14 protein-coding genes and 1 pseudogene are annotated in these 14,821 nt (G+C 62.1%); 4 read left to right on the forward strand and 11 right to left on the reverse strand.

Annotated features, from left to right (window positions below; translation table 11 throughout):
* Positions 1-98: 98 nt before the first annotated feature.
* Entirely contained in the window at positions 99-494 is a 396-nt protein-coding gene (locus BBJ66_RS22535; protein ID WP_071085984.1) for a helix-turn-helix domain-containing protein, read from the reverse strand.
* Positions 495-604: 110 nt separating this feature from the next.
* Between BBJ66_RS22535 and BBJ66_RS22540 the strand changes: the two genes are divergently transcribed.
* Both BBJ66_RS22540 and BBJ66_RS22545 read left to right on the forward strand, forming a co-directional pair.
* Entirely contained in the window at positions 605-1,195 is a 591-nt protein-coding gene (locus tag BBJ66_RS22540) for a TetR/AcrR family transcriptional regulator (protein WP_071089906.1), read from the forward strand.
* A 365-nt stretch (positions 1,196-1,560) separates the two neighbouring features.
* Positions 1,561-1,955, forward strand: a pseudogene (locus BBJ66_RS22545) (hypothetical protein); the annotation flags it as partial.
* Between the two features lie 23 nt (positions 1,956-1,978).
* On the opposite strand, the gene BBJ66_RS22550 reads toward BBJ66_RS22545, so the two are convergent.
* The 10 genes from BBJ66_RS22550 to BBJ66_RS22595 all read right to left on the reverse strand — a co-directional run bounded on the left by BBJ66_RS22550 (position 1,979) and on the right by BBJ66_RS22595 (position 12,704).
* Entirely contained in the window at positions 1,979-2,986 is a 1,008-nt protein-coding gene (locus BBJ66_RS22550; RefSeq protein WP_049731459.1) for an HAD family hydrolase, read from the reverse strand.
* Positions 2,987-3,127: 141 nt separating this feature from the next.
* Positions 3,128-3,496 (reverse strand): hypothetical protein, encoded by a 369-nt coding sequence (locus BBJ66_RS22555; protein WP_128146188.1) that lies wholly within the window; start codon positions 3,494-3,496, stop codon positions 3,128-3,130.
* Between the two features lie 34 nt (positions 3,497-3,530).
* Entirely contained in the window at positions 3,531-5,192 is a 1,662-nt protein-coding gene (locus BBJ66_RS22560; protein WP_071089912.1) for an arylsulfatase, read from the reverse strand.
* Positions 5,193-5,410: 218 nt separating this feature from the next.
* A complete protein-coding gene (locus tag BBJ66_RS22565) occupies positions 5,411-6,376 on the reverse strand; it encodes a formylglycine-generating enzyme family protein (protein ID WP_071089915.1) in 966 nt (321 codons plus the stop codon).
* A 76-nt stretch (positions 6,377-6,452) separates the two neighbouring features.
* Positions 6,453-7,733 (reverse strand): BatD family protein, encoded by a 1,281-nt coding sequence (locus BBJ66_RS22570; protein ID WP_161492683.1) that lies wholly within the window; start codon positions 7,731-7,733, stop codon positions 6,453-6,455.
* Positions 7,734-7,741: 8 nt separating this feature from the next.
* Positions 7,742-9,295 carry a VWA domain-containing protein gene (locus BBJ66_RS22575; RefSeq protein ID WP_071089921.1) on the reverse strand — a complete coding sequence of 518 codons (1,554 nt, stop codon included), beginning with the start codon at positions 9,293-9,295 and terminating at the stop codon, positions 7,742-7,744.
* Positions 9,292-10,281 carry a vWA domain-containing protein gene (locus BBJ66_RS22580; protein WP_071089924.1) on the reverse strand — a complete coding sequence of 330 codons (990 nt, stop codon included), beginning with the start codon at positions 10,279-10,281 and terminating at the stop codon, positions 9,292-9,294. The genes BBJ66_RS22575 and BBJ66_RS22580 overlap by 4 nt, the downstream gene beginning before the upstream one ends.
* Complete coding sequence (locus BBJ66_RS22585) at positions 10,268-10,777, reverse strand: DUF4381 domain-containing protein (RefSeq protein WP_049731452.1); 510 nt, start codon at positions 10,775-10,777, stop codon at positions 10,268-10,270. Before BBJ66_RS22585 ends, BBJ66_RS22580 begins: the two co-directional genes overlap by 14 nt.
* On the reverse strand, positions 10,777-11,727 hold the full coding sequence (locus tag BBJ66_RS22590) for a DUF58 domain-containing protein (protein ID WP_071089926.1): 951 nt from the start codon (positions 11,725-11,727) through the stop codon (positions 10,777-10,779). Before BBJ66_RS22590 ends, BBJ66_RS22585 begins: the two co-directional genes overlap by 1 nt.
* Positions 11,724-12,704: an AAA family ATPase gene (locus BBJ66_RS22595; protein WP_049731450.1), complete on the reverse strand. Its 981-nt coding sequence runs from the start codon at positions 12,702-12,704 to the stop codon at positions 11,724-11,726. Before BBJ66_RS22595 ends, BBJ66_RS22590 begins: the two co-directional genes overlap by 4 nt.
* Before the next feature lie 384 nt (positions 12,705-13,088).
* Between BBJ66_RS22595 and BBJ66_RS22600 the strand changes: the two genes are divergently transcribed.
* A complete protein-coding gene (locus tag BBJ66_RS22600) occupies positions 13,089-13,703 on the forward strand; it encodes a cupin domain-containing protein (protein ID WP_406550017.1) in 615 nt (204 codons plus the stop codon).
* A gap of 134 nt (positions 13,704-13,837) precedes the next feature.
* Positions 13,838-14,779, forward strand: a complete 942-nt coding sequence (locus BBJ66_RS22605; RefSeq protein ID WP_071089929.1) for an ABC transporter substrate-binding protein — start codon at positions 13,838-13,840, stop codon at positions 14,777-14,779.
* Positions 14,780-14,821 lie beyond the last annotated feature (42 nt).

Raw genomic sequence — 14,821 nt, forward strand, 5'->3', positions numbered from 1 at the left:
CCCAGCCCCTGAGCGGAGCCATATTCGTCTTCACCCAGGTTTCATCAATGAACACGAGGCGATCAGGATTGATCTCGCCCTGATGGCGCTTCCACCGTTCACGTTGACGGGCCAGCTTCGGCCTGTTCTGCTCGGCCGGCAGCACGGTTTTTTTTGAAGCTTTTGCCTTCACGATGGAGAAAGCGGCAGATATTGGCTGGATGGACTTTGAGGCCGCGATCCTGCAATCCCCGCGCCAGCCACTCAAGCGTCACATGCTCCGACCCATCGATCATCGACAAGACCCAGACGCGATGCTCCCCGCAGATCAACGCCCGTCGATGACCGCCCATCTTGCCCGGCTCAACACTGCCGGTACGGCGTTGGCGCTGCGCCCACTTGATCACGCTCGACGGCGCGACATTCAGCGCGGTGGCAACCGCATGACATGTCTCGCCTTGCGCCACACGCCGCATCGCCAGTTCACGCAAATCCATCGAATAAGCACGACCCATCGAACAAGCCTCCATCGCTCATTCAATCAAATCTGATTTGCGACAAAAGCGGAATCCCGATTCAACCAAGTCGCAAACCGCTCTAGTGTGACTGAATTGGAGATAAGCGAATGACGAAAAGCACAGCCAACGCCCCTGCCGTGAACGAGGTGCGGGACAGAATTCTCGAGACGGCATCGGAGCTCTTCTACCGGCGCGGCGTCCGCGCCGTCGGCGTCGATCTGGTGGTCGAAAAATCCGGTGTCGCCAAAACCAGTCTTTACCGCCATTTCGGCACAAAGGACGATTTGATCGCGGCTTTTCTCAAGCGCGAGGACCTGGACTTCTGGAGCACCTGGGACCGGGTAACCGAACAGCACGCGGATGACGCCGGGGCTGAACTCGACGCCCATTTCGAGTGGATCGGCGAACGGGTAGGGCGGGACAATTACCGGGGCTGCCCACAGATCAACACGGCGGCCGAGTTTCCGGAAGCCGGCCACCCCGCCCGCAAAGTCGCCGAAGCCCATATGCGTGAAATGCGGCGGCGCTTGAAGACCATCGCCGGGAGACTGGCGGTTGCTGCACCCGACAGGCTTGCCGGGCAACTTGCGGTGCTGATCAACGGCGCCTTTGTCAGCATGCAGGTCTTCGAACCCGGCGAGGCGACGGGTCTGCTCCGCGATGCCGCGCACGCCCTGATCGCCGCTGGCCGCAATTGATTCACTGGCGGCACATTTCCAAGCGTTGGGAAATGGGTCAAAGGAACTGGCTACTTGGAGCCGGTGTCCAGCGCGATACCCATGCCCAGATCGGGGAGGCGTGCTTCCACTGCGGCCATAAGCGCTGCGGCGTCGGCAGCCGAAGATCTTGTCAATAAAGGCACGGCTGGTTCCATAAATACCTCCTACACCACTGACACTGAAATAGCGGGATCGCCGGTTCTGGCACGGCGAGAGCAGATCAATTGCACGGATTTCATGGTCTCGTGGTTGCGAACGGCGGCTCTCGGGCAGTTGAGCTCGCCGGAGGCCTTGCAGCGGCTGGCCGATATCCGCCGCAAGGATCCGGATTTCGAACGCACCTTATGCTCGGCGTCGGCTATACCGTGCTCGAGGATGAGAAGGGCAGCTCGATGTCATCGGCGGCCTGAAGGTCTGGTCGGTCGAGACCACGATCTCACTGAGCGGCGGACCGCTCGGCGGCTCTTCGGCGAGAGATGACGCTACCTGGGTGGATGCGATGGCCGGTCTGCGCGGCGTCTATTCGCTGACACCGACCGTCTATCTGACGGGTTGGGGGCTGATCGGTGCCGGGGGCGCCGACCTCGACTGGGATGTGGGCGGCGTCGGCTACAAATGGAACGACACGATCTCGGCCTTCATCGGCTATCGCGCCCTCGGCGTGAACTACAGCAATGATACCCTGACCAACGATATCGTCGAGCACGGCCCGATCCTCGGCGCCGTCGTCCACTTCTGAGGAGGCAGAACGCCGCGTCCGCCTCATTCGAACGAGAAGATCTTCTTCCAGTCAGCCTTCATGTCGACGACCAGCCAGTTGCGGCGGTTGGCTTCCTCAAGCGCCTTGTCGAGCTTGCCAAAGGCCGATTGCCGGTCATAGGCATATTCGCGGCCGGCATCGGTATGGTGGACCAGCATGGCAAAGCTCTTCTTGGCGACCGTCGTCCAGCGCATCATCTCATAATCACCATCCGAATTCCCGGCGGCGAAGATCGGCTTACGGCCGATGAACTCGTTGATGCCGACCGGCTTGCCGGGGCCGTCATCGATGAAGTTGATCTTCGGCAGGCGCTTGAGGACGGGAAGATCGCCGACGATCGCATATTCGGTAAGAATGGTGCTTCCAACCACCTGCTCGGGGGGGATGCCGTAGAGAGTTTCCGTCACCGGGCGCATGAACTCGACGCCGCCGCCCGAGACGATATAGGTCACGAAGCCGTTGGCGCGCAAATAGTCGAGAAGCTCGCGCATCGGCAGATAGGTCATTTCGGTATAGGGCTTCCCGGTTTTCGGATGCTTCGCCTCGGTGAACCACTTGGCGACGATATCGTTGAACTCGTCGGTCGTCATGCCGGCATGGGTGGCCATGGCAAGCTCGACCATCCCGCGCTCCCCACCCTTGGCGACGCCCGTGAGATCGTCGCCCAGAACGCTCTTGAACGGTTCCTTGGTCTTCCATTCCGGATGCTGCGGCGCCAGTGTCTTCACACGGTCGAGAACGAAACCAAGCTGGGTGTAATAGGGCTGTTCGGACCAAAGTGTGCCGTCATTGTCGAAGACGGCAATCCTGTCTTGCTGCGCAACAAAGTCGGGGCCGCCTTCAGTGACCGTTGCCTTGACGAACTCCATGATGCGGGTCTTGGCCTGCGTGTCGTTCCACGACGGCAGCGGTTCCTGCGCCAGCGTCGGCACGATGCCGATCGCCAGCAGCACCAATGCGGAGAGGATCGAAACGAGAATAGTGTCGATGTCACGAAAGGCCTTCTGCATGGATATTCTCCCATCGGGACTATGGACGAAGCCGCAGACGGGATCTGCCAGCAGGTGGCAGCCCTGATGCCTGAAGTTCGCACGCAGAATTGCGCAGCGAAAGGCGGTGCGGAAGTACTTTACGGTAAACGCCGCGGGTGCTTACGTTAACGCGGCTGTAAATGCCGCCGGAGGCTTGTGAGGCGAGCTCGATGGCAGGCGCGCTTCTTCCTTGGCGAGGCGATCGATGTTCCGTGTGCGGTTGCCGAGGACGCCGAAGGGATAGGCGCCGATATTCGTCTTTATCTGTGCAACCGATCCGCCGTTGCAGGACAAGGCCGGCCACCACACACGGAACATCCGGTGAAGACGGCGATGCTGACGCCTGATCTGGAGGATGGGCAGCTCGGGCGCCGAGAACAGCCGCCAATTGGTGGGCGCATGTCGATGCCGCGAACCCAGAATGCGATGGCTTTCCAGTCCAGACGCGAACCCGAAAAGACCGCCCGCCACCCGTAAGCGCGGCTGCACGGGGAGGCCGCCACGGCCTCCCCGTCCGAGAGGATTACTGTGGCGCGAGGCGCTCCAGCTCGTTCAGCCGCTTGAGCGCCGCTTGTTGCCTCAACATGCCGTAGTTGATGCCGCTGGCGTTCAGCGAGCTGCCTTCCTGGTAGGGATACTTGTCGAAGTCGGAGAAGAAGTCCTTGATCTTGCCCTGGATCGGAACCAGCAGCCACATGTTGCGGGCAAGGAATTCGATGGCGCCGCCGCCGTCTTCCATGCCGCGTTCATAAGGATCCATCCGCAGGTTGGAGATCATGGCCCAGCTTGGGACTTCGCGGGTGGCCGTTGCGATATTGCCGTGGCTGGCGATTGCGAAAGCCAGTTTCCAGTCGTTCCAGCGTATGGCGTTCAGGTTGCCGCCCTGGTCGAAATAATACACGGAATCGCGCGGCCCTGCCGGGATCTCGCCTTTCAGCATCGGGCCGAGATCGTAGCCGTCGAGGTGCACCTTGAAGGTCTTGGTTCCCGACTGGAAGCCCGCCTTCATCTGTTCCTTGACGTCATCAATACCGGCAGCGCCTGCGAATGTCGGCAGCCAGTCCATCAGCGTGACGATGTCGTTGACCTCGGTGCCCGGTTTGACGGCGCCCGGCCAGCGGACCATCATCGGGATGCGGAAGCCGCCTTCCCAGGTGGTGCCCTTTTCGCCGTGGAACATCGTTTGCGCGCCATCCGGCCAGAGCGCCAGTTCGGCCCCATTGTCTGTCGTGTAGAGTACGATGGTGTTCTCGGTGATGCCAAGCGCATCCAGCTGGTCGAGAAGCTGGCCGACGTGACCGTCATGCTCAACCATGCCGTCGGCATGGATACCCTTGCCGGTCTTGCCCATGGATTCTGCCTTGAGATGGGTGAAGACATGCATGCGTGACGAATTGAACCAGCAGAAGAACGGCTTGTCGGCCTTTGCCTGGCGGTCGATGAAATCCTTGGCCGCGGCCAGAAATTCCTCGTCGATCGTTTCCATGCGCTTGGTGTTCAGCGCACCGGTATCCTCGATCTTGCCATCCGCCCGTGAGTGGATCACGCCGCGCGGTCCGAACTGGCGGCGGAAGGCCGGGTCCTTCGGATAGAAATAGCCTTCCGGCTCTTCCTCGGCATTGAGATGGTAAAGATTGCCGAAGAACTCGTCGAAGCCGTGGTTGGTGGGCAGGTGCTGGTCCTGGTCGCCAAGATGGTTCTTGCCGAACTGGCCGGTGGCATAGCCCTTGGTCTTCACGACGTCGGCGATGGTCGGCATCCAGTCCTGAATGCCGTGTGGATCGCCCGGCATGCCGATCGTCAGCAGGCCGGTGCGGAACGGCTCCTGCCCGAGGATAAACGAGGCGCGGCCGGCGGTGCAGCTCTGCTGGCCGTAGCTATCGGTGAAGATTGCACCCTCTTTGGCGATGCGGTCGATATTCGGCGTGCGATATCCCATCAGGCCCATCGTGTAGGCGCTGATCTGCGGGATGCCGATATCGTCACCGAAGATGACGAGGATGTTCGGCGGCTTGGCGGATCCGCTGCCGGTCGATTGTGGCTGCTGCGTCTGCGCGCTCGTATGCTCGGCAGTTGCGCCGACGGCAAGCGCGCCAATGGCAAGCGAGCTTCCCGCGAGAAGAAGGTCTCGACGGCTGACAGATGTCTTGCCGTCCGCCGCCGGTCCGGTTTCATAGTCCTTCATCGATGATACTCCCCAGTGGTGAATATGCGCCGAAAGTCCTCTCGCAAACTTGCCAGTTGCGGAAGTACGTTACGGTAAATGGCAGCGTAAATGCCGCGTCGAGCGGCCAAACTTCCTGAGTTTATAGAGCAAAAGCAGTCGCTTATGCATGTCCTGGCCGCGTTGGAAACGGTCAAGATCGATGATGGTGAGTTATCGGCGCTGATCGCGGAGGCCGATCAGCTGGCGGCTCTCTTGATGCAGCGGAAGCCGACATGGCTTGTCGAGGTGTCTTCCGGTTCCGCATGGCGGGCCGCGGGGCGGTAGCGGCGGCAGTAATTGGGAGCGCAGAGATGCGATCCGCCTTTCAGCACGCGGCGTGCGATGCGGATCTTGGGTTGGTTCGCATCGTAGCTTTGATCGGCTGCGCCGCCGCGCGGATTGCTCGGGATGCAGCAGGATTTCTGCGCCGGTTCCGGGTGGCGCGTCGTCCAGTAATCGCTCGTCCATTCCCAGACATTGCCGATCATGTCGTAGAGACCGTAGCCGTTCGGCGGGAAGGAGCGGACGGCCGACGTCCGCTCGTGGCCTTTCGGCTTCGTTGTCTTCGTGGGGAAGACGCCCTGCCAGGTATTGGCCATCAGCCTGCCATCCGGCGTCAGCTCGCTGCCCCAGGCGAATTCGGCGCCGTCGAGGCCGCCCTGCGCGGCGAGTTCCCACTCGGCCTCGGTCGGCAGATCCAGCCCCGCCCAATCGGCATAGGCCTTGGCATCGGACCAGGCAACGTGGACGACCGGGTGATCGAGTTTGCCGCGGAGATCGCTGATGCCGCCGAGCGGCCTGCGCCAGGTAGCGCCGAACTTGAACGTCCACCATTGGCGGATATCGGGTCCATTGACGCCTTTCGGCTGGACGAAGAGCAACGAGCCGGCGCGCAGCATTTCCGGCTGCGCTCCGGGATAGTCCTCAGCCAACGGGGTCTTCTCGGCCATGGTGACGTGGCCGGTGGCCGTGACAAATTCCATGAATCGGCGGTTGGTGACCGGGATCTCGTCGATCCAGAAGCCATCGACCCGGACGGGATGGGCGGGAGCCTCCTCCGGATAGTGATCATCCGATCCCATCGTGAAGGTTCGTCCAGGGATCCAGAGCATGCCTCCTGGATCGGTTTGGGAGGACTGACTGTCCTCGAATGCCAATGCCATGACCGCCTCCCAGGTTTGATGGGGGCAGTGTTGCGCAAGAGCGGGGCGCGGAGAAGTACGTTACTGTAAATGGGCGTTACGTTACGCGGCCTCCAGGCCCATGCGGATTGAGCGCCGCGAGCGGTGAGGCCCTGACGATCTCGGCCGATTGCCGGAAGCCGGCATCGACAGCGAGTTGCCGCCTGTCGATCTCCGCCCCGCCCGAATGGAAGAGCCGTTGCGAGAGATTGCCGATCTGGGTTTTCAGGCTCGCAGGTCCATTCGCGCTCCAATCGGCGAGCGTCCGATGGCCGAGACTACAACTCCACGATTGAAGGGCGGCATAGATTTCCGCCTCGGTTCCGGAGTGGATGACCGCGCGCACTTGCTTCAGGCGATTGCCGTAGGAAGTCAGGTGGCGCTGTCTGGCGTTTCTGATCTCTGCAGCAAATAGCGGCAAAGTCCGGCGGACAATCCAGACGAACGCGGCGATGGCGAGCAGCCCGGCGATCACCAGTGACAGCATCTGCCGGATGGCATGCGGCGATCGCCGTGGGGCGTCGTCGAGAACCGGTTTTATCGCTGTTCCGGTCTGCGCGGCGGCAACTGTCACCGGAATTGCCGGCAGTGACGCAATCTTCGCTTCGTGCGATGCGACATCGAACCATGGATAGGATATTGCCGGGATGCGGAATGATCCCTCCTTGTCTGCCGTGTAGACATAGGTCTCGGTCCGGCGGCTGACGGTGTCGCGCCCAGTGGCGATGCCATCGTCGATCTTCGGCGGCTTCTGGTACTGGTGCAGCCCATCGGCGGTTCCCGCACTGACCGGCGGCATCAGCATTGCCTGCGTTTCGCCGGCGGAGAGGGTGATCGTCCGGACCAGGGCGTCTCCCGCTTTCAGGGATTGCGGGTTTCGATCGAAGGACTGCTCCATCACCAGGTTGATCGCGGCGAAGGCGATCGGGTTTTCCCCGGAAGACGGCACGACCGTGAAGGATATGGAGGGTGCTTCGACCTTGCCCTTGGCTGGAGCACCATTGACCGAATATCCGAATGCGATCTCGATCGGCGGCGTCGTGAAGGTGTCCGAGACCTGCGGAACAATGGCATAGGTCTTTCGAATGCCGGAGTAATCGACGCCGTCGAGGGTCCGGCGGACATTCTCGGAACGGCCTTCGGAGAGTGTCACCAAGGCATTCGGCATGTCGAAGAGCGGAAATTGCGGCGGCGAGGTGAAGAAGTCGGGGACGAAGACATCGACATCGATCCGCACCTGCTGGCCGGGCACGATCTTGCCGCCATCCTCGACGCTGACCTGTGCGAACGGGCCGGCGGCCAAGGCAGCGCATGGCATCAGCAGAGCGAATATTACCATTGCTCGGATCATTGTCCCGCCTTCTCCTCTTCGAGGGAAAACTTCCGCGCCAGCAGATCCGCCGGGCTGACCTGAATATTCTTCATCCACATTTCGGATGTCTGTTCGGCCGCGGCGACTTCGCCCGCCTTGCCCTTCTTGCCCTTGTCGTCGAACTGCATGCTGTCGGGCTTCTGGTTGGGGTCCTGCTCCTGTTCCCGCTCTTTATCCTCCTCCTGTTTCAGGAGACGCTGGGCGACCGAAAGGTTCGCCGCCGCGTCCGGCCAATCCTTACGCTGCTCCAGAGCCTTGCCGTAAGCGGCGATCGCTTCGGCAAAGTCGCCGAGATGCAGGAGCGCGTTGCCCTGATTGTACCAGCTCTCCGGGCTCTCCACCGATGCGAAGGCGTCGAGCGCGTCTTGATATTGCGCCGCCTTGTAGAGGGCCGCGCCCTTCCACATCGGATCGTGGAAGTGCTGGGCAGCCTCCACATAGTGTTCCTTCTCGAAGGCCACCCGCCCCTGCTGGTCCGGCGTCAGCCACATGTCCTCAAGCGCACCGGCAACGGCCGGTACGGGCAGGAGGAGACGGATCGAGAGCAGCATCGTGGCAAGCTTCACCAGCCAGCCGCGGCGGAAGGAGAAGGCCGATAACAGCGCGGCCGGAATGATCAGCCACCAGCCGAGATCGAGCCAGCGATCGCCCTGGTCTGCAGTCTGCTCGGAGAAATTCGTGCGGATCCGCTGCGCCAGCCAGCGGATATCGGCGTCGTCGCCGGTGACCGTCGCCACATCGGCGCCGGTATCGCTGCCGAACTGTTTGAGCGCTGCCGCATCCAGCTTGCTGTTGAGACGCGCGCCGCCGCTACCGGAAGCCAGGCCGCCGCCCGGTGGCTTGATGATCCCGCCCTCCGGCGTGCCGATGCCGAGCACGGCGATGCTGCTCCCAATGGCCTTCAGCGAAGCCGCGGCCCCGGGCTCGATGCCATCGGTCAGCAGCACGATGGTGCCCGCCGCGCCGTCGCGTTGCATCAACCCATCGGCGAGCGTGATGGCGGCCACGGCGTCCTTCCCGGGCTTCGGCATGATGCGGGTGGCGAGCGCATCGGTGTAGGTCTCGATCAGGTCGATATCGTCGGTGAGCGGGACGACGAGATGCGCACTGCCGGCATAGGCGACGACCGCCGTGCGCGCGCCGTTCCGACCGGCCAGGATATCGTGGATCTTCAGCTTCGCACGCTCGATCCGGCTCGGCGTAACGTCGATCGCATCCATCGTCTGCGACAGATCGACCGCGATCACCAGCGAGGCGGTGTCCGAGACGAAGGGCGGAGCTTCGCGTTTCCACGTCGGCCCGGCGGCACCGAGAGCCGCGAGCGCGATGATGATCGCCATGATCCAGGCGGGAGAATAGCCGCGCGTTCTTGCCGGCTCGACGATCAGGCTGTCCAGCAGGTGCGGCGCAATCATGCCCCTCCACCGATTGCGCAGATCGCTGGAGCGGGCCGCCATCCACAGCATTGCCGGCGGAGCGAGAAGGGCGAGCAGCCAGAACGGGCGCAGGAAATGGAAATCCGAGATCATGCAGGTGACCTCCGGCGCATGACGCCCGCAAGCCCGCTCGCCCCGTACCAGACACAGACGAGCAGCACCGATGCGCCAAGCGGCCAGTAGAACAGCTCGATGCGCGGACGCCAGGAGAGCTGCCTCTGATCTTCCGGCGTTATCCGGTCCAGCTCGTCGTAGATCCCCTGCAACTGGCTCTGGTCGGCGCCGAAGAAATAGCGGCCGCCGGTGGTGGTGGCGATCTTCTGCAGGGAAGCGGTGTCGAGCTTGTCCTCGCCCGTGGCCGCAGGATCGCCGATGCCGACCGCGTGGATGACGATCGCTTTGGTTTTGGCGATCTCGGCCGCCTTTAGTGGCGGCATCTTGCTGGCGGTGTCGTTGCCGTCAGTCAGCAGGATCAGCACCTTCTCCGGCACGTCGGTTTTCTCGAACATGCGGATCGCCAGGCCGAGCGAATCTCCAAGCGCGGTGCGCGGCCCGGCAATGCCAGGTAGCAGGCCATCAACCAGCGTCCGGACAAGCGCATGGTCCATGGTGAAGGGCGCCAGCGGGTAGGGCGCATCGCCAAAGGCGATCAGGCCGAGGCGGTCGCCCGGCCGCTTGGCGATGAAATCGCCAACCACGGCGCGGACCGCATCGACCCTCGCATTCGCCGCACCGTCCGGCGAAGCGAAGTCGCGGGTATCCATCGATTGCGACAGGTCGAGGGCGAGGAGAATGTCGCGCTGCGGTTCGGTCTTCTCCAGCGGCGGCTCGACATATTGCGGGCGGCTGAGTGCGACCACAAGCAGCAGCCAGGCGAGCACGTCGACGCCGGTCTGCAGCCAGGAGCGTCGTGGTACCACCGAGCCCTCGGTCGGCTCGATGCCGGCTGCCTTGGTCACCTGATCGAAGAAGGGAAGCCGGATCGAGGCCGAGGTCTCGCGGTGCGGCGGCAACAGCCACCAGACGAGCAGCGGCATCGGGATCAGGAGCAGCATCCAGGGGAGATCAAGCTGATACATGATGCTCCTCGATCCAACGCCGCGTATCGAGGACGAGATCGCCTGCAGCATCGGCGTCCAGCGGCGTCTGCTGCCGGTATTCGAGATCGTCGAAGAGGACTTTCAGACGTTCGCCGGCGCCATCCCCATGGGCCGCGACGAATTTTGCCCATTCGGCGCCGGACAGTCCCGCGACCTGCGCGCGGGGCCAGGCGGAAAGCGCCGTGCGTTTGACGAGCTCACAGAGCGCCTCGGCGGCCTCGGCCTGTCCTTGCGGATTGCCGATCGCCGTCTCGATGTCGTCGAGACGCTTCAGCGCCTCGCGCCGATAGGCATTGCGCTGCCATCTCCGATAGGCGACCACGGCCCAGGTGAGCGCTGCGGCGGCGAGAAGCACTGCCACCAGCAGCCATCCCCAGGTCTGCGGCATGATGGAGACCGGCGGCGGCAGCGCGATGTCCTTGAGCGAGCGCAGCGCCGTTTCCGTCAGCGGATCGAGCTTCGGCTGCTGCTCCATCAGCGCCTCCGCTGCCGCCAGGCGGATTGTTCGAGCAGGCTGCGCAGTTGCGGCGCCGTTTCTTCGGCAGTGGAGATCGGCAGCATCGGCAATCCGAGCTGGCGCTGCCAGTCGCGCAGTTCGCGGCCACGGTCCCTTGCGAACTTGTCGATCGACTGGCGCACGCCCGCCTGCCGGAAGGAGAGTTCGGCCTGCAGCGATCCGCCGCTGACGACGATGCCGCCGGCCTTCGGCAGATCCAGCAGGAAGGGGTCATAGATCAGCAGGCAGATGACATCGTTGGCGCTCGAAAGCTGCAGCAGAAGCTCGCGCGTCGTCTCGCCATGGCCGTCGAAATCGCTGGCGACGACGATCAGGAAATCGTGGTGGGCGATGCCCGCCACTTTCTCCAGCACCCGGTCGAGGGCGCCTGGCGACGGTGCCCCTGTGTAGCTTGCCTGCAGACTGCCGTTCATGGCGGCGATCTTCGAGGCGAGCGCGATCACGGCGTTGCGGCTGCGATGCGGCTTGACCTCGCCGATCTCCTCGTCGTTGAAGACGAAGCCGCCGACGCGATCGCCGGATCCCAAAATGCGCCAGGCGGCAAGGATCGCCGCTTCCGCCGCGGTGACGGATTTCATGGCGCGGCGGCTGCCGAAGAACATGTTGATGCGCTGGTCGGCAATGACGATCGCCGGCCGTTCCTTCTCCTCGCTATAGACCCGCACGACCGGCCGCATGGTTCTGGCGGTCACCCGCCAGTCGATCGAGCGGACGTCGTCGCCGGGCAAGTATTCCCGCAGCTCCTCGAAGGTGAGCCCGCGCCCGCGCATGGCCGATTGCATCCGGCCGGCGAGCTGCTGGTGGCTGCGCGCCCGTTGCAGGAAGGCAATATCCCGGGCGCGGCCCTCGAGCGCCACGAGATCCTGCGTCGTCACATGGACGCCGCCGCTGCCGGGCGGCCCGCTCATGAGACGGCAACCAGTTCGGCGATCCGCCCGATCACCTGGTCGGCGGTGGTGTTGGAGGCATGGGCCTCGTAGGAAAGAATCAGCCTATGGCGGAAGACATCGTTGACGATCGCCTTGACGTCGTCAGGCGTGACGTAATCGCGCCCTTTGAGCCAGGCATAGGCGCGTGACACCTTATCGAGACCGATGACGCCGCGAGGACTGACACCGACCTGCAAAAGCTTCGCCAGATCCTTGTCGTAGCGATCAGGATAGCGCGTGGCGACGACCAGCGAGACGATATATTTCTGGACCGGGTCGGAAACGGTGACCGCACCGATCTCCTTGCGCGCATCGAAGACCGCCTGCGGATCGAGCCGCTCGGGTGGCTGGCTGTGCGCCTTGCCGCCCTGGGCCGCATTTTCCTCGTCGCGGTTGAGGCGCATGATGGCGCCTTCCGATGCCTCGTCGGGGTAGCCGACCTCGACATGCATGAGGAAGCGGTCGAGCTGGGCTTCGGGCAGGGGATAGGTGCCTTCCTGCTCGATCGGGTTCTGTGTCGCCATCACCATAAACAGCGGCGGCAGCGGATAGCTCTTGCCGCCGACCGTTACCTGCCGTTCCTCCATGGCTTCGAGAAGCGCCGACTGCACCTTGGCAGGCGCGCGGTTGATCTCGTCGGCGAGGATCAGATTGGCAAAGATCGGTCCCTGCTGGAATTTGAATTCGCCCTTGCCGCCTTCGGAGAAATAGACCTCTGAGCCGGTGATGTCGGCCGGCAGCAGATCCGGGGTGAACTGCACGCGCGACAGCTCGGAATCGAGGTTCTTCGCCAGACTCTTGATAGCCCGGGTCTTCGCCAGTCCCGGCAGCCCCTCGACCAGGAGGTGGCCATTGGCAAGCAACCCCAGCAACAGCCGCTCGACCATCGTGTCCTGGCCGATGATCGACTGCCCGACACGCTTTCCCAAATCGCGGATATCATCCCGAGCGGCCACACTCATCTCCGTTGCTGCAATCGTCTTTGCAGCCCGAAGACTTCACCCTTTCCGTCAGGTGCGGAAGTACGCAACGGTAAATGCTACCGTAAACTTGCCGTAAAGCGACGGCAGTCGAATCATCGGCTCGCCTTCAAGCGCCGTGAGGATCTCGATGATCATGCGTTATGCCTCCAGTCCGATTTTGTCGAACGCTTGATCCATCGGAATAAGGTGTCGGAGTTAAGATCTCTTCAAGGCGCTTTGTAAGTCCGACGAGCCACCAGCAGATCATGTTCGCGCAAGCCAGCGTAACCTCTTGGCTTAAAGCATTCTAACTGGACAGGGCTTGACCGAAGGACTTATGATTGGAGCGCCGATCAATGCGATGCCTTTAACATGAACATGGTCAATCCGCCTTTGCCGTCTGAAAGTAGCCGGGAGGACAAGATTCAGTCGAATCCGGTGCGGCTTGGTGCGCGTCTCAAGCTTACGCGGCAGACGCGTGGGCTGACGCTGAAGGCGTTGGCGCTGGCTGCGGATTGTTCCGAAAGCCTGCTGTCCAAGATCGAGAACGGCAAGGCTTCGCCATCGTTACCCATGTTGCACCGGTTGGTGCAGGCGCTCGATTCCAATATCGGCTGGATGTTCGAGGAGACCGATGCCGACGAAGGCGTGGTGTTTCGCGCCGGCACACGGCCGTTGATCTCACTTGATCCGCTGCGGCGCGGCGAGGGAATATCGCTCGAACGCATAATTCCCTATTCGCAAGGCCATTTGCTCCAATGCAACATCCATCACATCGATGTAGGAGGCGAGAGCGCCGGGCCGATCCAGCATGTCGGCGAAGAGGTGGGCTATGTGCTCGTCGGCGAGATCGAGTTGATGATCGGCGACAAGACCTTTCGTCTGTCCGCCGGAGACAGTTTCGTGTTCAATTCAGAACTGGCCCATTGGTATCGCAATGTCGGCAGCCAGCGTGCCTCGATTTTCTGGGTTAATACGCCTCCAACATTCTGATTTTCTGAAAAAAGCGCTGAAATAACTTTTGCGATACGGCTATTCAAGTTACTTGACAACAGTTCAACAAACTTGAATAGTCCTCCTTGTAAATTCTGTTGCCGCCCGCGGCTTCAAACAAGGGGAACCTAAAAATGGGTCGGACCAAATATCTTCTCGGTTGCGCCGCAGCCGTCGTCATGACGCTTTCCATGGGTGTTTCAGGCGCCTTTGCCAATACATTCGCACTCGTCACGATCAATCAGCAGGCACTTTTCTTCAACCAGATCAATGATGGTGCCAACGCCGCCGCCAAGGCCGCCGGCGTCGATCTCGTCATCTTCAACGCCAACAACGTGCCTTCGGCGCAGAACGATGCGATCGAGACCTACATCACTCAGAAAGTCGACGGCATCATTCTGGTCGCCATCGATGTCAACGGCGTGAAACCGGCCATTACCGCTGCGAAGAATGCCGGCATTCCGGTCATCGCTATCGATGCTCAGATTCCTGAAGGCGACAACATAGCCTTCGTCGGTGTCGATAATACCGCGGCCGGTGGCGAGATTGGCAAGTTCTTCTCGGATTACGTGAAGAGCGACATGGGCGGTGCCGCGAAGGTGGGCGTCGTCGGAGCGCTTAACTCGTTCATCCAGAACCAGCGTCTCGACGGCTTCAAGGCGGCGGTGGACAAGGGCGGCCAGAAGGTTGAATTCCTCAACACCGTTGATGGCCAGAACGTGCAGGACGTCGCACTGTCCGCTGCCGAAAACCTGATGACGGCCAACCCTGACATGACGGCGCTCTATGCGACCGGCGAGCCGGCCCTGCTCGGTGCGGTTTCCGCCGTTGCCAGCCAGGGTCGCGCTGATAGCATCAAGGTCTTCGGATGGGATCTAACGAAGTCTGCCATCGATGGCATCGACCAAGGGTTCGTTACGGCTGTGATCCAGCAGGATCCGGCCGGTGAGGGCAAGGCCGCGGTCGAGGCGCTCGTCAACGTCAAAAAGGGCGAGAAGATCGAGCCGATCATCAACGTGCCGGTCACCATCGTCACCAAGGCGAATGTCGATCAGTACCGCGATATGTTCAAGTAAGCCGAACTGCCGTCGCCGCCCGGCCTGTCGATCAGGCCAGGC

Origin of the sequence: Rhizobium sp. RSm-3, assembly GCF_001854685.1 — a bacterium.
Classification (GTDB): domain Bacteria; phylum Pseudomonadota; class Alphaproteobacteria; order Rhizobiales; family Rhizobiaceae; genus Rhizobium; species Rhizobium ecuadorense.